Below are 18,122 nucleotides of genomic sequence, written 5' to 3'. Positions count from 1 at the left end.
CGCCCGGCGTCCGTCATGCAAGCCGGGCGGCACCCCGGCACCCAGGGCGCGCCGGAACCGTGATGCGCCTCTCGCATGCCTCGGCGGTGCGGACGGCCATTGCCTCGGATGAAATGCATCGTCGCCGGAGGGCAACGCCAGCGGCACCTACAATGCGCGACCGCCTGCTTCCCGGTGCCCCATGCCCCTGCGCCTGCTCAAGCTGTTCCTCGGACTCACCGCCTACGGCATGTCGATGGTGATGCTGCTGCGATCCGGCCTCGGACTGATGCCCTGGGACGTGCTGCACCAGGGCCTCGCGCTGCAGGGCGGCTGGCCGATGGGCCGGGTCGCCATCGCGGTGAGTTTCGTGACCCTGCTGCTGTGGATCCCGATCCGGCAGAAGCCCGGCTTCGGCACGCTGTGCAACGCGGTGGTGATCGGACTGGTGTTCGATCTGGTGAACGGATGGGTTGGCGACCGCCTGCTCGATGCGCCGCTGGCGACGCGGCTGGCGCTGCTGTTCGGCGGCATCGTGCTCAACGGCGCCGCGACCGCGGCCTACCTCGGCGCACGCATGGGCCCCGGCCCGCGCGATGGCCTGATGACCGGCCTGGTGCGCCGCACCGGCCGCTCCGTGCGCCTGGTGCGCACGCTCATCGAGGGCAGCGTGCTGCTGTCGGGCTACCTGCTCGGCGGCACGCTGGGCCTGGGCACCGTGGCCTACATGCTGCTGATCGGGCCGCTGATCCAGCTGATGCTGCCGTGGTTCGATCGCCAGGTGCGGGTCGTGGTCGAGGCGGAAGGCGTCTGCGCGGACCGCTGCCCGTGAGCGGACGCGACAACGGGCTGCGGGCAGGTGGAGCGCTCGCGCGCCGCCGGACCTGCCGGACCGCACTTCCACCGTTTCCGATCCGGCGATGAGCGGCGTCCGCGCCTGCCCGCTGCCGGGAGACGCCCTGCTCCGGCGCCATTGCACGGCCGGCGCCCACGTCGACTGCTACGCCACCGAAACGCCGCGCACGGTGTCGCAGGCCGGGTATGTGGAAGCCTTCTACACCACGCCCCTGTTCCGGTCCGAACGCCTGGTACTGCGCTGGCTGGCGTCGCTGCCGTCGACCGACGTGCAGGCGCGGCAGCTGGCAGCGGGTGCGAGCGATACGTTCGCGGCCTGGCGCGTCGAGGCGCGAACGTCGCGGCAACTGCTGCTCCGCGACGTCACCGGGCGCACGCGCTCGTGGCTGATGACCATGCCGCTCGATGGCGGGGACGATGGCGAGGGCTGCGCCGGGACGCGCCTGTACTTCGGATCGGCGATCGTGCCGGTCACCGATCCGCGCAGCAGCCAGCCCACGCTGGGCTTTCCCTATCGCTGGCTGCTGGGCGCGCATGCCGTGTATTCGCGCAGGCTGCTGCGCGCGGCCAGGTCGAGGCTGGAAAGCGGCGCCGATCGCGGCTGAGCGGGACCGGCCGCCACACGGCGATCGCGGGTCAGCCGCCGCCGCGCCGCGGCAGCTTCCAGTCCGGTCGCACGTAGTGGCAGGTGTAACCGGTGGGATAGCGCTGCAGGTAGTCCTGGTGCTCGGGTTCGGCTTCCCAGAAATCACCCGCCGGCTCGACCTCGGTCACGGCCTTGCCCGGCCACAGGCCGGAGGCGTCGACGTCGGCGATGGTCTCGCGCGCAATGCGCGCCTGCTCCGGCGTAGTGAAGAAGATCGCGGAGCGGTACGACGCGCCGCGATCGTTGCCCTGGCGGTCCTTCGTCGATGGATCGTGGATCTGGAAGAAGAACGCCAGCAGGTCGCGGAAGCCGATCTTCGCCGGGTCGAACACGATCTCCACCGCCTCGGCGTGCGTGCCGTGGTTGCGGTAGGTCGCATCCGGCACATCGCCGCCGCTGTAACCCACGCGCGTGGAGACCACTCCGTCCATCTTGCGCAGCAACTCCTGCACGCCCCAGAAGCAGCCGCCGGCGAGGATCGCGCGCTCGGTCGTCATGCCGGGTCCTCCACCTGGTCGAGGTAAGCGCCGTACCCGGCTGCCTCCATCTCCTCGCGCGGAACAAACCGCAGCGCCGCCGAATTTATGCAGTAGCGCAGCCCGCCCTGGTCGCGCGGCCCGTCCTCGAACACGTGCCCGAGGTGGCTGTCGCCGTGCACCGAACGCACCTCGGTGCGGACCATGCCGTGCGTGGTGTCGCGCAGCTCATTGACGTGGGCCGGCTCGATCGGACGGGTGAAACTCGGCCACCCGCAGCCCGACTCGAACTTCGCCGACGACGCGAACAGCGGCTCGCCCGACACGATGTCGACATAGATCCCCGGCGCCCTGTTGTGCAGGTACTCACCCGTGCCCGGGCGCTCGGTGGCGCTCTCCTGGGTGACGCGGTACTGCTCGGGGGTCAGCCTTGCGACGGCTTCGGGGGACTTGCGATAGGCGGTCATGGCGCGGCTCCGGAAGAGATGCGTTGGATATGGGGATGCCGGCGCCCGTTCGAAAGTACCGGCTGCCTTGCGGGAGCGGCAGGAGCCGCGATGCCCTGCCGGTGAGGGCAATCGCGACTTCCGTCGCTCCTACGAAAGCCGGGGGCCAAAGCTCGCGGCTGAAGCCGCTCCTACAGAAATCGAAGGATCGCGGCCGCCGCCGCTCCTGCGGAAGGGGTTGGTAGGAGCGGCGGGAGCCGCGATGCCCTGCCAGTAAGGGCAATCGCGACTTCCGTCGCTCCTACGAAAGCCGGGAGCCAAAGCTCGCGGCTGAAGCCGCTCCTGCAAGGGACGGCGGCGCCTGCAGCCGGCACTCGAATGCATGTCAGGGGACGGCGGTGTACAGCTCGATGATGTCCGTGATCGCCGCCTGGCACACCTGGCAGAACGCATCGGCGCGGGTGAACATCATGCATTGCATCTGCGGCCGGTAATAGCCGGTGGCCGCGTAGTTGGCGCCCTCGAACGCGCCGATGGCATCGCGGTACTCCGCACCGGCGAACAGCGCATCCACGTGTGCCTGCTCCTCGCGGAACAGCGCGCTCATCTCCGCCTCCGGGCGCCGGTCCGCGCGCAGTTGCACGCGGCGCGCCTGCACGTCGCGTTCGTAGGCTTCGAACTCCGCCTTCGGCCACGGCGTCGGCAGCGGCACGGCCGGGCTCATCTGCCCCTGCCATTTCAGCTTGCCGGGATCCGGCAGCGCGGTGACGTTCGGCTCCCACGGCTCCACGCGCTGCCCGTCGGCGGCGTAGGCCACGTCCGAGGTGTAGTACTCGTCGGCCAGCCCGGCGAAGTGGTGGCCGAATTCGTGCACGAACACGTAGTCGGCCCAGTCGTTGTCGGCGGCCACCGTGCTGAACTGGCCGAAGATGCCGCCACCCCCGTACGTCTGCCCGTTGACCATGATCTCGACGAACTCGTACGGCGCGTACTGCGCGAGGTCGCGGAAGGCGCGGTTGTCGAGCGTGAGGATGTAGCGCTCGCTGCCGAAGATGTCGTAGCGCGCGCCGGTGGCGCTGGCGTGGTGGAGCCCGGTCGACGGGCGGCTGATGCCGGACTCGGGCACCGGCACCGCCAGCGCCCAGACGTTGAAGTCGGACGCGCGCTCCTTGAACGGCGACACGCTGAACAGGCGGTCGGCCAGCCGCCGCGCGTCGGCCTGGAACTTGTCCATCTCCGCCGCCGTGTAGCCGTCGCCGAGCAGCAGCAGGTCGACCTTGTGCGCCGAATCGCCGTGATGGCGGATTTCGACTGGCTGCGCCGGCGCCGGCATGGCGACGCGCTCCACGTCCAGCGCCGCCGGGTCCATCGCCACCGACCACTGCAGCGCGAAGCGGTTGTCGGCGTCGCGCCCGTACACCTTCACCTGCACCGGCGCGTCGGGCATCGGCAGGCGCAGCGACTCCTGGAAGCTGCGCTGCGTGTCCTGCGCCTCTTCGGTAGTGCGCCACTCGCCGAACACCGTGCTGTAACCGCGCGAGTACAGGACCTTCCCGCTGGCGGCATCGACCACTTCGAACTTCTGGCTGCCGCGGTTGCTGTCGTCCAGCGGCCGGTCCGGATTGCCCGGCCACGGCAGCGGCTCGACGACCACGCGGTCGAGCGCGTAGTGCTCGTTGCCGGCGTCGCCGGAATGCTGGATGTCGACGCGCAGCGTGCGCCGCGCCGCGTCGGCCGCCATCGCAGGCGGAATCGCGAGGGCAGCGGCGGCGAGCAGGCAAAGCACGGCCGCGGAAACGGTGGCAAGGCGCATCTGGATTCCCCGCAAAGGCACGGCGTACATCATCCGGCCGGCGGCGCGGAAATGGAAACAGGCCGCGCCTGCGGCGCGCTCAGCGATCGGGCACGTTGTCGTGGTTGGCGTAGCCGGGCTCGTCGCCGTCGGGCTGCTCGCGCTTGATCTTCCTGCCGATCCGGTGGTCGCGCTCGTCGATGCGCTCGTCGGGGCCGGTGACGTCGCCGTCGCTGCGATCCTGCTTGCGCCCGGGTTCGGGCTGCTCGTTGCGGGGGGTCATGCGTGCGTCCTCGGCCGTGTTCGCGAGCCTGCACGCTAGGCGCCGCGCCGTGAAACGCCGGTCAAACGCAGCGCCGAACGTGAACGGCGCCGGTCATTTTCCTGCCGGACTGGCGTGCTAGGCTTCGCCTCGAAGGGGAGTAGCTCCCAGTGCCGCCATCGTCATGACGGGCCCAGGCCCCGGTGCGGCAGCAGGCCACGGGCCTGTGAGCAAGACCTTCGCCGGCACGGCGAAGGCGCGCATCCATTCGATGCGACCCGTCGTGGCGCCCACCCCGCCGCTACGGAAGCCCTTCCATGGAACAACTCGCAAATCCGGAAATCTGGATCGCCCTGGCCACCCTCACCGCGCTCGAACTGGTGCTGGGCATCGACAACATCATCTTCATCTCGATCCTCGCCGCGAAGCTGCCGCCGGGGCAGCGCGACCGCGCGCGGCGCGTCGGCATCCTGCTCGCCGCGGTCACCCGGATCGCGCTGCTGCTGGCGATCGCCTGGATCGTCGGCCTGACCGCGCCGCTGTTCGCCGTATTCGGCCACGCGTTCTCGTGGCGCGACCTGATCCTGATCGGCGGCGGCCTGTTCCTGATCGCCAAGGCCACCCACGAGATCCACCAGAAGCTCGAAGGCGCCACCGAAACCGTGCCCACCGCCACCGGCGCGGCCACCGCGACGTTCGGCGCCGTGATCGCGCAGATCATGGTGCTCGACATCGTGTTCTCGCTGGACTCGATCATTACCGCCGTCGGCATGGTCGAGGAGCGCTGGGTGATGGTCACCGCGATCCTCGCCTCGATCGTGTTCATGCTCGCGTTCGCGCGGCCCATCGGCGAGTTCGTCGAGCGCCACCCGACGGTGAAGGTGCTCGCGCTGAGCTTCCTGATCATGATCGGCCTGGTGCTGGTGGCCGACGGCTTCGGCCAGCACATCCCCAAGGGCTACATCTACACCGCGATGGCGTTCTCGGTGTTCGTGGAACTGGTCAACATGTGGATCCGCCGCCGCGCCGACCGCGCGGTGGCGCCGGTGAAGCTGCACGAGAAGTACGCCGGCGACGGACAGGAAGCCGGCTAACCGCCGGCCTCCACCCCCCTGCGTAAGCTTCCCCGAGCGGCAGACACCCCATAAGTAGAACTTTCTGGCATGTTTTCCCCAGCCAGGAGGTTGCATGAAGAAGTCCCGTTTCACCGAGACCCAGATCGTCTCGATCCTCAAGCAGGCCGACGCCGGCGTGCCCGTCAAGGACATCTGCCGGCAGGCCGGCATCAGCGTTCCGACCTACTACAAGTGGAAATCGAAGTACGGCGGGCTCGAGGCCTCGGAGCTGCGACGGGTCAAGGATCTGGAAGCCGAGAACGCCAAGCTCAAGCGGATGTACGCCGAGCTGGCGCTCGACAACGCGGCGATGAAGGACCTGATCGCAAAAAAACTGTAGGGCCGGAGCAGAAGCGCGAGGCGGTGCGGTACCTGGTCGAGGTGCACGCACGGCCCCTGAGCCGGTCCTGTGAGTGCGCTGGGTTCTCGCGGGCAGCGTGGTACCAGCCGCCGGTGCACTGGACGGTACGGGATGCCGAGATCGTCGCGGCTCTGACAGAGGTGGTCGAGAATCGCCCGAGCCGCGGCTTCTGGAAGTGTTGCAAGGTCCTGCGCCGTGCAAGGCCGGACTGGAACCATAAGCGGATCTACCGGGTGTACAAGGCCATGAAGCTCAACCTACGTCGCAAGGCCAAGCAGCGGCTGCCCAAGCGCGAACGCGTGCCGCTGTACGTGCCGCGCCTTCCAGACACCGTCTGGTCGGCCGACTTCATGGCTAACGCGCTCGCGTGTGGTCGCCGGTTCCGGACCTTCAACGTGGTCGACGACTTCAACCGCGAGGCGCTGCACATCGAGGTCGACACCTCGATCTCGTCCACGCGCCTGGTCCGCATCTTTGAGCAGCTCAAGCGCGACCACGGCCTGCCGCAGGTCCTGCGCACGGACAACGGTCCGGAGTTCCTGGGCGAGGTCTTCGTGCAATGGGCAAAGCTCCACGGGATGGCCATCAGGTACATCCAGCCCGGAAAACCCAACCAGAACGCCTACATCGAACGCTTCAACCGGACCTTCCGTGAGGAGGTCCTGGACCAGCACCTGTTCGCCCGCCTCGATGATGTGCGCGAGGCGGCTTACTGGTGGATGCTCGAGTACAACGAGGAGCGTCCCCATGACTCGCTCGGCGACATGACGCCGGTCGAGTACCGACAAGCCGCCGGAAGTTCTACTTTTGAAATGTCTGCTTGACGGGGAAGCTTACGCCTGCAGGAGCGGCTTCAGCCGCGAGCTCCTCGCCCACCTTGGAAACGCCCCGGTTCTTCCACCAGTCCGCTATTCGACGAACGCCTCCAGCCCGCGCCGCCCGCGCGCAGTGACGATCAGCGCACGCGAGTGCGCCCGGCGGCGCAGCCAGCCCTGTTCGAAGTATCGCGCCAGCAGCGCCGCGCCCAGCGCACCGGCCAGGTGGTGCCGGCGCTCGCTCCAGTCCAGGCACGCGCGGCACAGCGGCCGGCGCGACCGCAGCAGGGCATCGACATCGATGCCCGCATCCGCAACGAAGCGGCGGCCGGCGCTGGTGAGTTGCAGCGCGTCGGGCTCCAGCCGCAGGAAGCCGCGGCGCACGAAGCTGTCGTGGATGCGCACGCCCCATTCGCCGGCGAGGTGGTCGTAGCAGGCGCGTGCCTGCCGCAGCGCGGGGTCGACCGGACCGGTCTGCACGGGCGCGGTGGCGATGCGGTGGGCCACGCCCATCAGGCCTTCCAGCATGCCGGCCACATCCTCGTTGGCGAGGCGGAAGTAGCGATGCCGCCCCTGCTTTTCCACGACGAGCAGGCCGGCACCGGTCAATGCCGACAGGTGCGTACTGGCGGTTGGCCGTGCAACGCCGGCATGGTCGGCCAGTTCGGTCGCCGTCAACGCACGCCCGGTCATCAGCGCGGCAAGCATGTCGACGCGCGTGCGGTCGCCGATCAGCGCCGCGATGCGATTGAAGCTGGCCGAGGTGTCCATGCCGTGATCCTGCGCGGTAGGCGATACACGATGCTTCGATCCTGACCGAAGCATCGGCCCCGGGCAAACACGACCATGGCGCCATGAACCCGGTCGACGACCTGCGCGCACGGCAGCTGCCGACCCAATGATCCCCAACAACACAGGAGCAAGGAACGAACGGCACTGCCTGGCCAGGACTCCACCCGCCACCCGCCAAGCGGAATGGCGCACGGAACCGCAAACCCGGCAAGCGCCCAAGGACCGAAACCCATGCGCATCGCCTGCCTCATCCAATACCGCATCGACCCCTTCCAGCGCGACGCCTTCGCGACCTACGCAGCCAACTGGGGGCGGATCATTCCCCGCTGCGGCGGCGACCTGGTCGGCTACTTCCTGCCGCACGAAGGCAGCAACGACATCGCCTGGGGGCTGGTCGCGTTCGACAGCCTCGCCGATTACGAAGCCTATCGGGCGCGGATGAAATCCGATCCCGCCGGCCGCGACAACCTGCGCTCCGCGCACGAGAAGCGCTTCATCCTGCGCGAGCGGCGCAGCTGGCTCGAAATCGTCGACGGCGCCTTCGGCCTGCACGCGGACGCGGAGATGTCGCCGTGATCGCGGTGATCTTCGAACTGACCCTGCAGCCCGGGCGCCAACCCGACTATCTCGGTGCCGCAGAGCGCCTGCGGCCGCTGCTTGCGGACATCGACGGCTTCCTGTCGATCGAGCGCTTCGAAAGCCTCTCGCAACCGGGCAGGCTGCTGTCGATGTCGTACTGGCGCGACGAGGAGGCCGTCCGGCAATGGCGCAACACCGAAGCGCATCGCCAGGCGCAGGACGCCGGCCGCCGCGCGATCTTCGCCGACTACCGCCTGCGCGTGGCGCAGGTGCTACGCGATTACGGCATGCGGGACCGGCAGCACGCGCCCGCCGATTCGCGCCAGGCGCACGGCGCCTGACGCGTCATCGTCGCAGGGGGCGGAGGCGTCAGCCCCCCGGCACCTTCGGCACCATCACCATCCAGCCCAGGCCGAAGCGGTCGACCAGCATCCCGAACGACGAGGCGAAGAAGCTGTCCGCCAGCGGCATGTCGACCTTCCCGCCGTCGGCCAGCGCCTCGAAGCGGCGCTTCGCATCGGCATCGTCGTCGCACACCAGCGTCATCGAGAAGCCCTTGAAGTCCGGCTTGCCGCTGCACATCCCGTCCGACAGCCCCAGCTCGGTGCCGCCGATACGCAACCCGGCATGCATCACCTTGTCGGCCGGCAGCTTCATCCCGCCCGGACACTCGCTATCGCCCTGCGGCGACTCGCCATAGGTCATCCGCATCGTGACCTCGGCGCCGAGCGCCTTGCCGTAGAACGCGATCGCCTCGTCGGCGCGACCTTCGAAGAACAGATAGGGCTGGATGGACATGGTGAACCTCGCTTCTGGGTGGAAAGGCGGCGCCACCATGGCGCCTACGGAAGGACGACGAACCAGCATCCCCGGAATCGACATTGCACCCCAACCGCGCCCCTGCCCCTGTAGGAGCGGCTTCAGCCGCGAGCCTTTGGGCTCAGGTGATTCCCGAAGCGCGAGGTTTTGATGGACTCTTCGCCCGCCGACCGAAACTGAATCTGACCAGTTCTGGGAAGCCGCTATGAAACCGCAGCAGCAAACCGTGCATACAGATCTCCCGGCAGCGGATGATCCAGTTGCCAAGTGATTCCCATGGGTCGTTCGCCTTCATGGGAGACATAGGTCGCCGGACCCAGCAGCCAGAACGCCCTGTCATCAGCGGTGAGGCGCGCAAACGGCAGCGCTGCGCTCCCGTTTCCGTCGTGTTGCTGGTAGCGCCGGCCGGTTGGACTGTCAGAACGAGTATTGGACTGGCTTTCCCAGTGGATCAGCTCGCGACTGATCGCATAGTCTCGATATCGGGTGGTGGGAGAAAAATGTCCGCTGGCCTTGTCGAGGGTGAACGCCAGCAAATCCACATTTACATCCGGTAGCCAGCGCACGCCTTCACGCCATTCGGGCACCTTCAGAGTTGTCCCGGCACCAAATGCAGCAAGGATCTCCCGCCGGGTATAGCGGGCATGGACGTACAAGGGTGCATCGGGATGTGTCGATAGCGGGGCTTGGACATGGTCGATGCGTTCGGCAAGCACCTCCATCAACTGGTCAAGTTCCGCCAGGACCTGTGGATGCTTCCAAATCATGGATGCCGCCACATCGAGGATCGCGTCATTGGTGTTGGCGCTTTCGGTCAGTACCGTCGCCAGCATGTGGAACAGTCGTCGCGTACGCAGATCCATCGCATCGATGCTGGGTGGTTGGGCAGCTTGGGCGAAGCTTCGATACTGATTGATTCGCAGACTGTCATCCAGGTGAAGAAGTCGCCCCAGTGCACGCCGAAGCGTGCGCTCCTCCGGGCCGCTGGGGAGCGTAAGGACTCCGCCTGCTTCAAGCAGGTCGGACCAGCAGTGACTGCCGGAATAGACGTCCTCAAGTTCAAGCCCTGACGCTTCTAGAAACCGTTTGAGAGTGAGATCTGAGGTCGTTTCCGCGATCCGCTTCAACTCACGCGCCTTGGCGGGCCACTTTGACGGCAGACTCAGACGGATGTTGTCGAGCACGGTTGTCGTGGCCACGGCATCAAGCTGCATATGGCAACCACTGGGAAGGAACGGGAATCCGCTCTCAATCTGCTTCGCCACCTGTTTTCGGCTGCCGTTGAGTAGTGCACCAAACCTGCGGTAGAACTGGAACTCCTTGCGGTGCTGACCAACAAAATCAAGGACCGTGCAAACGGATTTCCCCGTTTCACGGCGCAAGCCGCGGCCAAGCTGCTGCAGGAAGATCGTCGGACTGTCCGTGGGGCGCAACAGCAGGAGTGTGTCGACAGACGGGACATCCACTCCTTCGTTGAACAAATCAACGGAGAACACGACGCGAAGGTCACCAGCAGCCAGGGCCTGCAGTGCATCGCGTCGCTGTCCTGCAGGCGTGTCTGCCCAGACAGCCATTGCCGGCAGCCCAGAGGCGTTGAACTGGTCCGCCATGAACCTTGCGTGTGCCACCGAGACGCAGAATCCGAGCGCCTGCATCGAATCTGGATTTGGGACAACGTTGCCGACGTTCGAAATGATTAATCGAGCGAGAGCGTGGTCACCGGTCAACAGGTTGCTCATCTCCTGCGGGTCATAGCCGCTCCCACGTCGCCATGTCACCCTGCGGTAATCCATGCCATCGCTGATTCCGTAGTAGGAAAATGGCGACAGGCGATGCTGCTCGATGGCGTCCCACAGCCGCAGCTCGGCCGCGATCCTGCCATCGAACCATTGCAGGATCGGCGCTTCGTCATTGCGCTCGGGAGTGGCTGTAAGCGCCAACAATTCAATTGGGCAGAGATGGTCCAGAAGCACCTGATAGGTCTTTGCCGCCGCATGGTGGAACTCATCGATGATGACCACGTCGAAATGATCGGGCTCGATATGAGTCATGCCGGCAGCAGTCAGACTTTGCACCGAAGCAAAAACGTGATCAAACGCGATAGGGCGATTACCGCCGACCCAGAGTTCGCCGAATGCGGCGTCGCGCAGGGCATGACGGAACGTCGCCAGGCTCTGCTCAAGGATTTCCTTGCGATGGGCAATGAAGAGAAGGCGTGCGCGCGGCAGGCGTGCGCGCAGGCGCTGGTAATCCAGTGCCGCCATGACGGTCTTTCCGGTGCCTGTGGCAGAGACCAGCAGATTGCGGTGACGCCCCTGCAGTCGTGAGAGCTCGATCTGCTCCAGAAGCCGGGATTGAAATGGCTCGGGGCGGATCTCCACGGGACTGAGGTAAATGCGCGGGCCGCTGGTGGGCGTCTGCGTCAGATCCCGGAATTCGGCTTCGTCAAAAGGCCGGAAATCGACATTGTTCCAATAGCTGTCGAACACAGCCGAGAACTTGTCGATGACGTCAGGGTTTCTAGCTCCTGAAACTCGCACATTCCACTCCAGCCCCGTCACTTGCGCTGAGTGGGTCAGATTGGAAGAGCCGATATAGGCCGTCGAGTAGCCAGACGAACGATGAAACAGCCACGCTTTTGCGTGCAAGCGCGTAATAGAGGTGTCATAGGAAACGCGGATATCGGCACCAAGATCCCGCAGTGCCTGCAACGCGGTCAGCTCTGTCGAATTTGTGTACGTGGTCGTCAGCAGCCGCAGCGGGCGGCTTGCGTCCTTGTGCTGCCGTAAAAGATCCAGTAGGGGCTGGATGCCGGACCGACGGACGAACGCCATCAGGATATCGATGCGGTCGGCGGACGGGACTTCAGACCGGAGCTGGAATCCAATTCGCGGCTCGCCCGGTGCATTGGTCAACAGGGTGGTATCCAGCAAGGGGGTTGCCGGGAGCGGTATGCGCTCGGGCGTGCCATCAGGCTGCAGCGCCGCAATTGCCTGGAGAACGTCGCCTGCTGGAGAAGGTGCATCCGTTGAATCGTTCGCGCCACCGGCAGAATCAAGCAGATGAACGATCTGTCTGGCGAGTTTCAGGCCGACGCTGGCCCGCTCCCGGGAATCGAGCCCCGAAATAATGCGGCGAACCACCGCTCCAAGATGAAGCGCTATCCGATCAGCCGCTTCTTCGCCATGGAGTTGACCGCGCAAGCTCTTGTACTTGACGTCTAGCTCACTGAGCTGCGCCTCAAGTGCTTCGGTGACAAGCTGCTCGTACAATCCGCGCTGAAGTTCGCTCATGTCGCCAGGCTAGCACTGGTTCAGGCCCGAATCTCTCCGGCACGCCGCCACGAAATGCGCCCTGCCCTTCTGTGGCTATTCGGCAAGCTGCGCCATAGTGTCCGCCGGCGCACCCCAGAATAATTCTTACTCCAGAGAACGAGAAAGGCGGCCATGTGGCCGCCCTTCCCGGTTCTGTATTCCGCTCGCCTCAGGCATACAACGGATACGGCTTGTCGGTATCGATCTTGTAAAGCTTGATCGCCCGCGAAACATCCTTCGCCGTCATCTTGCCGTCCGCCGCCAGCGCCGCGATGGCGGCCTGGGCGACGTGGAAGCGGTCGACCTCGAAGTGCCGGCGCAGGTTGGCGCGGGTGTCGCTGCGGCCGAAGCCGTCGGTGCCGAGCACGGTGTAGTGCATCGGGACGAAGGCGCGCACCTGTTCGGGGTAGGCGCGGATGTAGTCGGTGGCGGCGATGGCCGGGCCCTGGCGGCCTTCGAGCTGCTGGGTGATGTAGGGCTTGCGCGGCGCCTTGGCTTCGGGGTGGAAGCGGTTGTGGCGTTCGACGTCCTGGCCGTCGCGGGCCAGTTCGTTGAAGCTCGGGCACGACCAGATGTCGGCGGTGACGCCGAAGTCCTTGTCGAGCAGTTCGGCCGCGGCGATCACTTCGCGCAGGATGGTGCCGGAGCCCATCAGCTGCACGCGATGCTCGCCCTTCTTCGGCTTGCCGGCGTCCTTGAACAGGTACATGCCCTTGATGATGCCCTCGGCGCTGCCTTCGGGCATGGCCGGGTGGCTGTAGTTCTCGTTCATCAGGGTGACGTACCAGTACTCGTCCTTCTGTTCGGCGAGCATGCGCTGCATGCCGTGCTGGACGATGGTCACCACCTCAAAGCTGAAGGTCGGGTCGTAGGCGCGGACGTTGGGGATCAGGCCGGCCTGGACCAGACTGTGGCCGTCCTCGTGCTGCAGGCCTTCGCCGTTGAGCGTGGTGCGGCCGGCGGTGGCGCCGAGCAGAAAGCCGCGCGCGCGCATGTCGCCGGCCTGCCAGGCGGCGTCGCCGACGCGCTGGAAGCCGAACATCGAGTAGTAGATGTAGAACGGCAGCAACTGCAGGTCGTTGGTGCTGTAGCTGGTGGCGCAGGCGAGCCAGCTGGCGAAGGCGCCGGCCTCGGTGATGCCTTCCTGCAGCACCTGCCCGGCCGCGTCCTCGCGGTAGTACATCAGCTGGTCGGCATCGACCGGTTTGTACTTCTGCCCGTGCGGGGCGTAGATGCCGATCTGGCGGAACAGGCCCTCCATGCCGAAGGTGCGTGCCTCGTCGGCGACGATCGGCACCAGCCGCGGGCCGACCTTCTTGTCCCTGAGTGCAATGTTGAGCATCTGCACGAAGGCCATCGTGGTGCTGATCTCGCGCTCGCCGGTGTCCTTGAGCAGGCGCTCATAGGTCTGCAGCGGCTGCACTTCCAGCGACTGCGTGGCCTTGCGCCGACGCTGCGGCAGGAAGCCGCCCAGCGCCTTGCGGCGCTCGAGCATGTATTCGATCTCGGGCGACTTCTCGCCCGGGTGATAGAACGGGATCTGGCCGTCCTTGAGCTGCTCGTCGGTGACCGGGATCTGGAAGCGGTCGCGGAACGCCTTGACGTCCTCGTCGTCCATCTTCTTGGTGCCGTGGGTCGGGTTGAGCGACTCGCCGGCCGCGCCCATGCCGTAGCCCTTGACCGTCTTGGCCAGGATCACGGTGGGCATGCCCTGGGTGTTCACCGCCTCGTGGTAGGCGGCGTAGACCTTGTGCGGGTCGTGGCCGCCGCGGTTGAGGCGCCAGACGTCCGCGTCGGACAGGTTGGCGACCAGCGCGGCGGTCTCGGGATACTTGCCGAAGAAATGTTCGCGCGTGTAGGCGCCGCCGAAGGCCTTGCAGTTCTGGTATTCGCCGTCGACGGTTTCCATCATCAGCTGGCGCAGCTTGCCACTGGTGTCGCGGGCCAGGAGCGGATCCCAGTAGCTGCCCCAGATGGTCTTGATGACGTTCCAGCCGGCGCCGCGGAAGTTGCCTTCCAGCTCCTGGATGATCTTGCCGTTGCCGCGCACCGGGCCGTCCAGGCGCTGCAGGTTGCAGTTGATGACGAAGACCAGGTTGTCCAGGCCCTCGCGGCCGGCGACGCTGATCGCGCCCAGGCTCTCGGGCTCGTCGGTCTCGCCGTCGCCGAGGAAGCACCAGACCTTGCGGTCGGACTTCGGCATCAGGCCGCGGCTTTCGAGGTACTTGAAGTTGCGCGCCTGGTAGATGGCGGCGATCGGGCCCAGGCCCATGCTGACGGTCGGCGTCTGCCAGTAGTCGGGCATCAGCCACGGGTGCGGGTAGGAGCTGACGCCGCGGCCGTCGACTTCCATGCGGAAGTGGTCGAGCTGGGATTCGGTGATGCGGCCTTCCATGAACGAGCGCGCGTACACGCCCGGCGAACCGTGGCCCTGGATGTAGAGCAGGTCGCCGGGGTGCTCGTCGCTGGGCGCGCGCCAGAAGTGGTTGAAGCCGACGTCGTAGAGCGTGGCGGACGAGCCGAAGGTGGCGATGTGGCCGCCCAGGTCGCCGGGCTTGCGGTTGGCGCGCACCACCATCGCCATCGCGTTCCAGCGGATCAGCGAGCGGATGCGCCATTCCATCTGCGCGTCGCCGGGGGACTTGGCCTCCTGGCCGGGCGGGATGGTGTTGATGTATTCGGTGGTCGGCGCGAACGGCAGGTGCGCGCCGGCGCGGCGGGTGAGCTCGACCATGCCGTTGAGCAGCTGGTGCGCGCGCGCCGGGCCGTCGTGGTCGATGACGGCCTTGAGCGATTCGATCCACTCCTGGGATTCGGCCGGGTCGGGATCGTTGTTGAGGACTTCGTTGAGCCAGTTCATGGGGGCGCGCTCCGCCGCGGCCCGCTGGCCGCGCAGTGGTCGTGGATTAGAGCTTCCATTCTATCAGGGCGACCCGCTTCGCCGGCCGTACGCAGCGTTCCCGCGGCGGGGCCTTCAAGGTCGCCCCGGCGGGGCCGCGCGCGCCGCGGTTGCCATCGTACGGCGCCGCGGCCATGATCGTGTGCTGGGGGATCCGTGGGCGCATGGGGCGTTCGCTTTTTTTCCCGCCCGGGCCAGCCCAATGCGCGTAGTCCAAGCACCCGAACCGATGCAGAAGTGGCGGCTGGCGCTGCTGCTGCTGGCGGTCGGCCTGATCGTGGTGGTGCCGGCCGTGCTGCTGCGCATGGCCTCGCTCGAGAGCATTGCGGCGGCCGAGCAGGTCAACCATTCGCAGCAGGTCGAGGCGCAGTCCTATGAGCTGACCTATGACCTGCGCAACGTCGAAACCGTGGCGCTGGCGGTCGCCGCCGACGTGCGCGCGCCGGACCTGCGCCAGCGCATCGCCGAAAGCCGCGAGCGCATCGACCCCGCCCTGGACACCCTGCAGGCGCTGACCAGCGACAACCCCGCGCAGCAGGTGCGGATCGGCCAGCTGCGGACCAACGTCGCGCTGCGGACGCAGGAAGTCGACCGCATCCTCGCCGGCACCGCCGATGCCGCCGGCATCGAGGCGCTGGTGTCGCGCTACCCCATCCGCGGCATCGCCAGCGACATCGTCGCCGCCGAGCGCACGCTGCTGGCCGAGCGCACGGCCACCGCCGACGCCATCCGCCAGCGCACCGAGCTCCTGCGCTGGGGCGCGGTGCTGGCGCAGCTGGCGCTGCTGGGCACGGTGACGTACTTCGCCACCCGCCAGATCGCCGGCCGCCTGCAGGCCGAGCGCACCACGCGCCGCGCCAGCGCGCGCGCGGCGGTGATGCTGGACACGGTGCGTGAGCCGATCGTGCTGGCCGACGCCGACCTGAACGTGGTGATGTACAACGCCGCCTTCGCCGAACTGTTCGGCGTCGAGGACGACGCGACGGGCAGGCCGCTGGCGCAGGTCGGCGAAGGCGCCTGGGACGACGCGGAAACCCTGCGCCGGCTGGGCGACGTGATCGCGCGCGACCGCGAGCTGTGGGACTTCCAGCGCACCCAGGAAACGGCCGACGGCTTCGAACGCATCATGCTGGTCAATGCGCGCCGGATGGAGCTGCCCGACACCGAGGACGACGCGGTGCTGGTCACCGCCAGCGACATCACCTCGCAGAAGACCAGCGAGCAGCAGATCCGCACGCTCAACCGCCAGCTGGAAGGCAAGGTGGAGCAGGTCTCGGACGTGAACCGCGAGTTGGAGGCGTTCAGCTACTCGGTCTCGCACGACCTGCGCGCGCCGCTGCGCCACATTGCCGGTTTCTCCGACAAGCTGGCGCGGCAGCTCGGCGACGACATCGACGAAAAAAGCCGGCACTACCTGGACGTGATCGCCGGTTCCGCGCGGCGGATGTCGGCGCTGATCGACGACCTGCTGGTGTATTCGCGCCTGGGCCGCAGCGCGCTGCGCCTGCAGATGGTGGACCTGCAGTCGATGGTGCACGACACCCGCTCGATGCTCGACGCCAACGCCCACGCCGAGAACCCCGACCACGTCATCCACTGGGAGATCGGCACGCTGCCGGTGCTGGTGGCCGACGAGAACATGATCCGGCAGGTGTGGCTGAACCTGCTCGGCAACGCGGTCAAGTACAGCGTGCGCAGCGAGCCGGCGGTGATCACGGTCGCCCATGAATACGATTCCGACGGCAGCCACCGGTTCACCATCCACGACAACGGCGCCGGCTTCGACATGGCCTACGCGGGCAAGCTGTTCGGCGTGTTCCAGCGCCTGCACGCGGCCTCGGAGTTTTCCGGCACGGGCATCGGCCTGGCCAGCGTCAAGCGCGTCATCACGCGCCATGACGGCCGGGTCTGGGCAGAATCCGAACCCGGCAAGGGCGCCACGTTCCACTTCACCCTTCCAGCGACGCTGGAACCCACCGGCAAGAGCACGGCGAACACATGAGCACAATCCGCACCATCCTGCTTGCAGAAGACAGCCCGCACGACGCCGAGATGGCGATCGACGCGTTGCGCGACGCGCACCTGGTCAACCCGATCGTGCACGTGGAGGACGGCGTCGACGCGCTGGACTACCTGCTGCGCCGCGGACGCTTCACCGACCGCCCCGAGGGCGACCCGGCGGTACTGCTGCTGGACATCAAGATGCCGCGCATGGACGGGCTGGAAGTACTCACCCAGCTGCGCCAGCACGACCACCTCAAGCGCCTGCCGGTGGTGATCCTGTCGTCCTCGCGCGAGGAGAACGACCTCGCCCGCAGCTGGGACCTGGGCGTGAACGCCTACGTGGTCAAGCCGGTGGACGTGGACCAGTTCTTCGAGGCGGTCAAGACGCTCGGCAAGTTCTGGGCGGTGTTCAACGAGGCCCCCGAGGACGTCTGAGGACCGGGTCATGACGACCTCCGATGCGCCGGCTGGCCGGCGCTGGCGCGTGCTGCTGGTGGACGACAGCCGCGACGACGCCGAACTGACGATGATCGAACTGCGCCACGCCGGCATTGCCGCCGACTGCGCCCTCGCCGACAGCGAAGCCACGCTGCGCGCCGCCCTCGACGGCCCCGCGCCCGACCTGGTGCTGTCGGACCTCAACATGCCCGGCTTCGACGGCACGCACGCCCTGGCCATCGTGCGCGAACGCGCGCCCGCGGCGCGCTTCGTGTTCCTGACCGGTGCGCTGGAGGACGACGCCGACCTCCCGGATGCGGACGGCGTGCTGCTCAAGCATGAACTGCATGCGTTGCCGACGCTGGTAAGGGCGTTGTTGGGGAGCTGAGTCCGAAGCCCTTGTAGGCGCGGCTTCAGCCGCGAGCTTTTTGCCACGGTGCCCGGCAAGCCAAAAGCTCGCGGCTGAAGCCGCTTGTATGTTGTTGCCTGTCGGGGTGGAGGGACCAAAGCCGCATCTGGCCCGTGCTTGG

Annotated in this window: 17 protein-coding genes; 9 read left to right on the top strand and 8 right to left on the bottom strand. The window is 67.0% G+C overall.

The genetic code is table 11. From position 1 onward, the window contains the following. Window positions 1-181 precede the first annotated feature (181 nt). Both yczE and ABD679_RS09210 read left to right on the top strand, forming a co-directional pair. The gene (yczE, locus tag ABD679_RS09215) at window positions 182-811 is read left to right on the top strand and encodes a membrane protein YczE (RefSeq protein WP_344759684.1); all 630 of its coding nucleotides are present in this window, start codon (window positions 182-184) and stop codon (window positions 809-811) included. Between the two features lie 88 nt (window positions 812-899). Continuing rightward, window positions 900-1,439 (top strand): hypothetical protein, encoded by a 540-nt coding sequence (locus tag ABD679_RS09210; protein WP_344759683.1) that lies wholly within the window; start codon window positions 900-902, stop codon window positions 1,437-1,439. Window positions 1,440-1,470: 31 nt separating this feature from the next. Here the strand turns inward: ABD679_RS09210 and msrA are convergent, their stop codons facing one another. The 4 genes from msrA to ABD679_RS09190 all read right to left on the bottom strand — a co-directional run bounded on the left by msrA (window position 1,471) and on the right by ABD679_RS09190 (window position 4,477). Further along, the gene (gene msrA, locus ABD679_RS09205) at window positions 1,471-1,977 is read right to left on the bottom strand and encodes a peptide-methionine (S)-S-oxide reductase MsrA (protein ID WP_344759682.1); all 507 of its coding nucleotides are present in this window, start codon (window positions 1,975-1,977) and stop codon (window positions 1,471-1,473) included. Beyond that, window positions 1,974-2,423 carry a peptide-methionine (R)-S-oxide reductase MsrB gene (gene msrB / locus ABD679_RS09200; protein ID WP_344759681.1) on the bottom strand — a complete coding sequence of 150 codons (450 nt, stop codon included), beginning with the start codon at window positions 2,421-2,423 and terminating at the stop codon, window positions 1,974-1,976. Before msrB ends, msrA begins: the two co-directional genes overlap by 4 nt. A 364-nt stretch (window positions 2,424-2,787) precedes the next feature. Further along, complete coding sequence (locus ABD679_RS09195) at window positions 2,788-4,215, bottom strand: IgA Peptidase M64 (protein ID WP_344759680.1); 1,428 nt, start codon at window positions 4,213-4,215, stop codon at window positions 2,788-2,790. A gap of 79 nt (window positions 4,216-4,294) precedes the next feature. Next, window positions 4,295-4,477: a hypothetical protein gene (locus ABD679_RS09190; RefSeq protein WP_344759679.1), complete on the bottom strand. Its 183-nt coding sequence runs from the start codon at window positions 4,475-4,477 to the stop codon at window positions 4,295-4,297. Between the two features lie 296 nt (window positions 4,478-4,773). On the opposite strand from ABD679_RS09190, the gene ABD679_RS09185 reads away from it, so the two are divergent. Both ABD679_RS09185 and ABD679_RS09180 read left to right on the top strand, forming a co-directional pair. Next, complete coding sequence (locus ABD679_RS09185; protein ID WP_344759678.1) at window positions 4,774-5,550, top strand: TerC family protein; 777 nt, start codon at window positions 4,774-4,776, stop codon at window positions 5,548-5,550. A 94-nt stretch (window positions 5,551-5,644) separates the two neighbouring features. Then, window positions 5,645-6,756 (top strand): IS3 family transposase gene (locus ABD679_RS09180; RefSeq protein ID WP_344759677.1). Its coding sequence is split into 2 segments (ribosomal slippage): window positions 5,645-5,897 and window positions 5,897-6,756, totalling 1,113 coding nucleotides; the frame shifts between segments, so codons are not numbered across the junction. A gap of 84 nt (window positions 6,757-6,840) precedes the next feature. On the opposite strand, the gene ABD679_RS09175 is transcribed toward ABD679_RS09180, so the two are convergent. Continuing rightward, on the bottom strand, window positions 6,841-7,518 hold the full coding sequence (locus tag ABD679_RS09175) for an ArsR/SmtB family transcription factor (protein ID WP_344759676.1): 678 nt from the start codon (window positions 7,516-7,518) through the stop codon (window positions 6,841-6,843). A 252-nt stretch (window positions 7,519-7,770) separates the two neighbouring features. On the opposite strand from ABD679_RS09175, the gene ABD679_RS09170 reads away from it, so the two are divergent. Together ABD679_RS09170 and ABD679_RS09165 are read left to right on the top strand one after the other, a co-directional pair. Continuing rightward, entirely contained in the window at window positions 7,771-8,115 is a 345-nt protein-coding gene (locus ABD679_RS09170; RefSeq protein ID WP_344759675.1) for an NIPSNAP family protein, read from the top strand. Further along, window positions 8,112-8,459, top strand: a complete 348-nt coding sequence (locus ABD679_RS09165) for an antibiotic biosynthesis monooxygenase family protein (RefSeq protein ID WP_344759674.1) — start codon at window positions 8,112-8,114, stop codon at window positions 8,457-8,459. The genes ABD679_RS09170 and ABD679_RS09165 overlap by 4 nt, the downstream gene beginning before the upstream one ends. Window positions 8,460-8,487: 28 nt before the next feature. Here ABD679_RS09165 and yjdN read toward each other — a convergent pair whose 3' ends face one another. The 3 genes from yjdN to aceE form a co-directional block, all read right to left on the bottom strand. Further along, window positions 8,488-8,916 carry a VOC family metalloprotein YjdN gene (gene yjdN / locus ABD679_RS09160; RefSeq protein ID WP_344759673.1) on the bottom strand — a complete coding sequence of 143 codons (429 nt, stop codon included), beginning with the start codon at window positions 8,914-8,916 and terminating at the stop codon, window positions 8,488-8,490. Between the two features lie 224 nt (window positions 8,917-9,140). Continuing rightward, a complete protein-coding gene (locus tag ABD679_RS09155) occupies window positions 9,141-12,230 on the bottom strand; it encodes a DUF3427 domain-containing protein (RefSeq protein ID WP_344759672.1) in 3,090 nt (1,029 codons plus the stop codon). A 190-nt stretch (window positions 12,231-12,420) separates the two neighbouring features. Continuing rightward, a complete protein-coding gene (gene aceE, locus ABD679_RS09150; protein ID WP_344759671.1) occupies window positions 12,421-15,111 on the bottom strand; it encodes a pyruvate dehydrogenase (acetyl-transferring), homodimeric type in 2,691 nt (896 codons plus the stop codon). A gap of 241 nt (window positions 15,112-15,352) precedes the next feature. Here aceE and ABD679_RS09145 point away from each other — a divergent pair, with 241 nt between their 5' ends. From ABD679_RS09145 to ABD679_RS09135, 3 genes are read left to right on the top strand one after another with little or no spacing between them, the layout of a single operon-like run. Continuing rightward, window positions 15,353-17,152, top strand: a complete 1,800-nt coding sequence (locus tag ABD679_RS09145; RefSeq protein ID WP_344759670.1) for a sensor histidine kinase — start codon at window positions 15,353-15,355, stop codon at window positions 17,150-17,152. Further along, window positions 17,149-17,589: a response regulator gene (locus ABD679_RS09140; RefSeq protein ID WP_344759669.1), complete on the top strand. Its 441-nt coding sequence runs from the start codon at window positions 17,149-17,151 to the stop codon at window positions 17,587-17,589. Before ABD679_RS09145 ends, ABD679_RS09140 begins: the two co-directional genes overlap by 4 nt. A gap of 10 nt (window positions 17,590-17,599) precedes the next feature. After that, a complete protein-coding gene (locus ABD679_RS09135; protein WP_344759668.1) occupies window positions 17,600-17,980 on the top strand; it encodes a response regulator in 381 nt (126 codons plus the stop codon). Window positions 17,981-18,122 lie beyond the last annotated feature (142 nt).

The sequence above is a fragment of the Luteimonas lutimaris genome, from assembly GCF_039537065.1.
Lineage (GTDB): Bacteria > Pseudomonadota > Gammaproteobacteria > Xanthomonadales > Xanthomonadaceae > Luteimonas > Luteimonas lutimaris.
The sequence above is the reverse complement of the archived record's forward strand: the minus strand, read 5'-3'. Positions and strand labels throughout refer to the sequence as shown.

Coding starts and splice junctions, on each gene's coding strand:
- yczE (WP_344759684.1), top strand. CDS start 182: ATGCCCCTGCGCCTGCTCAAGCTGTTCCTCGGACTCACCGCCTACGGC.
- ABD679_RS09210 (WP_344759683.1), top strand. CDS start 900: ATGAGCGGCGTCCGCGCCTGCCCGCTGCCGGGAGACGCCCTGCTCCGG.
- msrA (WP_344759682.1), bottom strand. CDS start 1,977: ATGACGACCGAGCGCGCGATCCTCGCCGGCGGCTGCTTCTGGGGCGTG.
- msrB (WP_344759681.1), bottom strand. CDS start 2,423: ATGACCGCCTATCGCAAGTCCCCCGAAGCCGTCGCAAGGCTGACCCCC.
- ABD679_RS09195 (WP_344759680.1), bottom strand. CDS start 4,215: ATGCGCCTTGCCACCGTTTCCGCGGCCGTGCTTTGCCTGCTCGCCGCC.
- ABD679_RS09190 (WP_344759679.1), bottom strand. CDS start 4,477: ATGACCCCCCGCAACGAGCAGCCCGAACCCGGGCGCAAGCAGGATCGC.
- ABD679_RS09185 (WP_344759678.1), top strand. CDS start 4,774: ATGGAACAACTCGCAAATCCGGAAATCTGGATCGCCCTGGCCACCCTC.
- ABD679_RS09175 (WP_344759676.1), bottom strand. CDS start 7,518: ATGGACACCTCGGCCAGCTTCAATCGCATCGCGGCGCTGATCGGCGAC.
- ABD679_RS09170 (WP_344759675.1), top strand. CDS start 7,771: ATGCGCATCGCCTGCCTCATCCAATACCGCATCGACCCCTTCCAGCGC.
- yjdN (WP_344759673.1), bottom strand. CDS start 8,916: ATGTCCATCCAGCCCTATCTGTTCTTCGAAGGTCGCGCCGACGAGGCG.
- ABD679_RS09155 (WP_344759672.1), bottom strand. CDS start 12,230: ATGAGCGAACTTCAGCGCGGATTGTACGAGCAGCTTGTCACCGAAGCA.
- aceE (WP_344759671.1), bottom strand. CDS start 15,111: ATGAACTGGCTCAACGAAGTCCTCAACAACGATCCCGACCCGGCCGAA.
- ABD679_RS09145 (WP_344759670.1), top strand. CDS start 15,353: ATGCGCGTAGTCCAAGCACCCGAACCGATGCAGAAGTGGCGGCTGGCG.
- ABD679_RS09140 (WP_344759669.1), top strand. CDS start 17,149: ATGAGCACAATCCGCACCATCCTGCTTGCAGAAGACAGCCCGCACGAC.
- ABD679_RS09135 (WP_344759668.1), top strand. CDS start 17,600: ATGACGACCTCCGATGCGCCGGCTGGCCGGCGCTGGCGCGTGCTGCTG.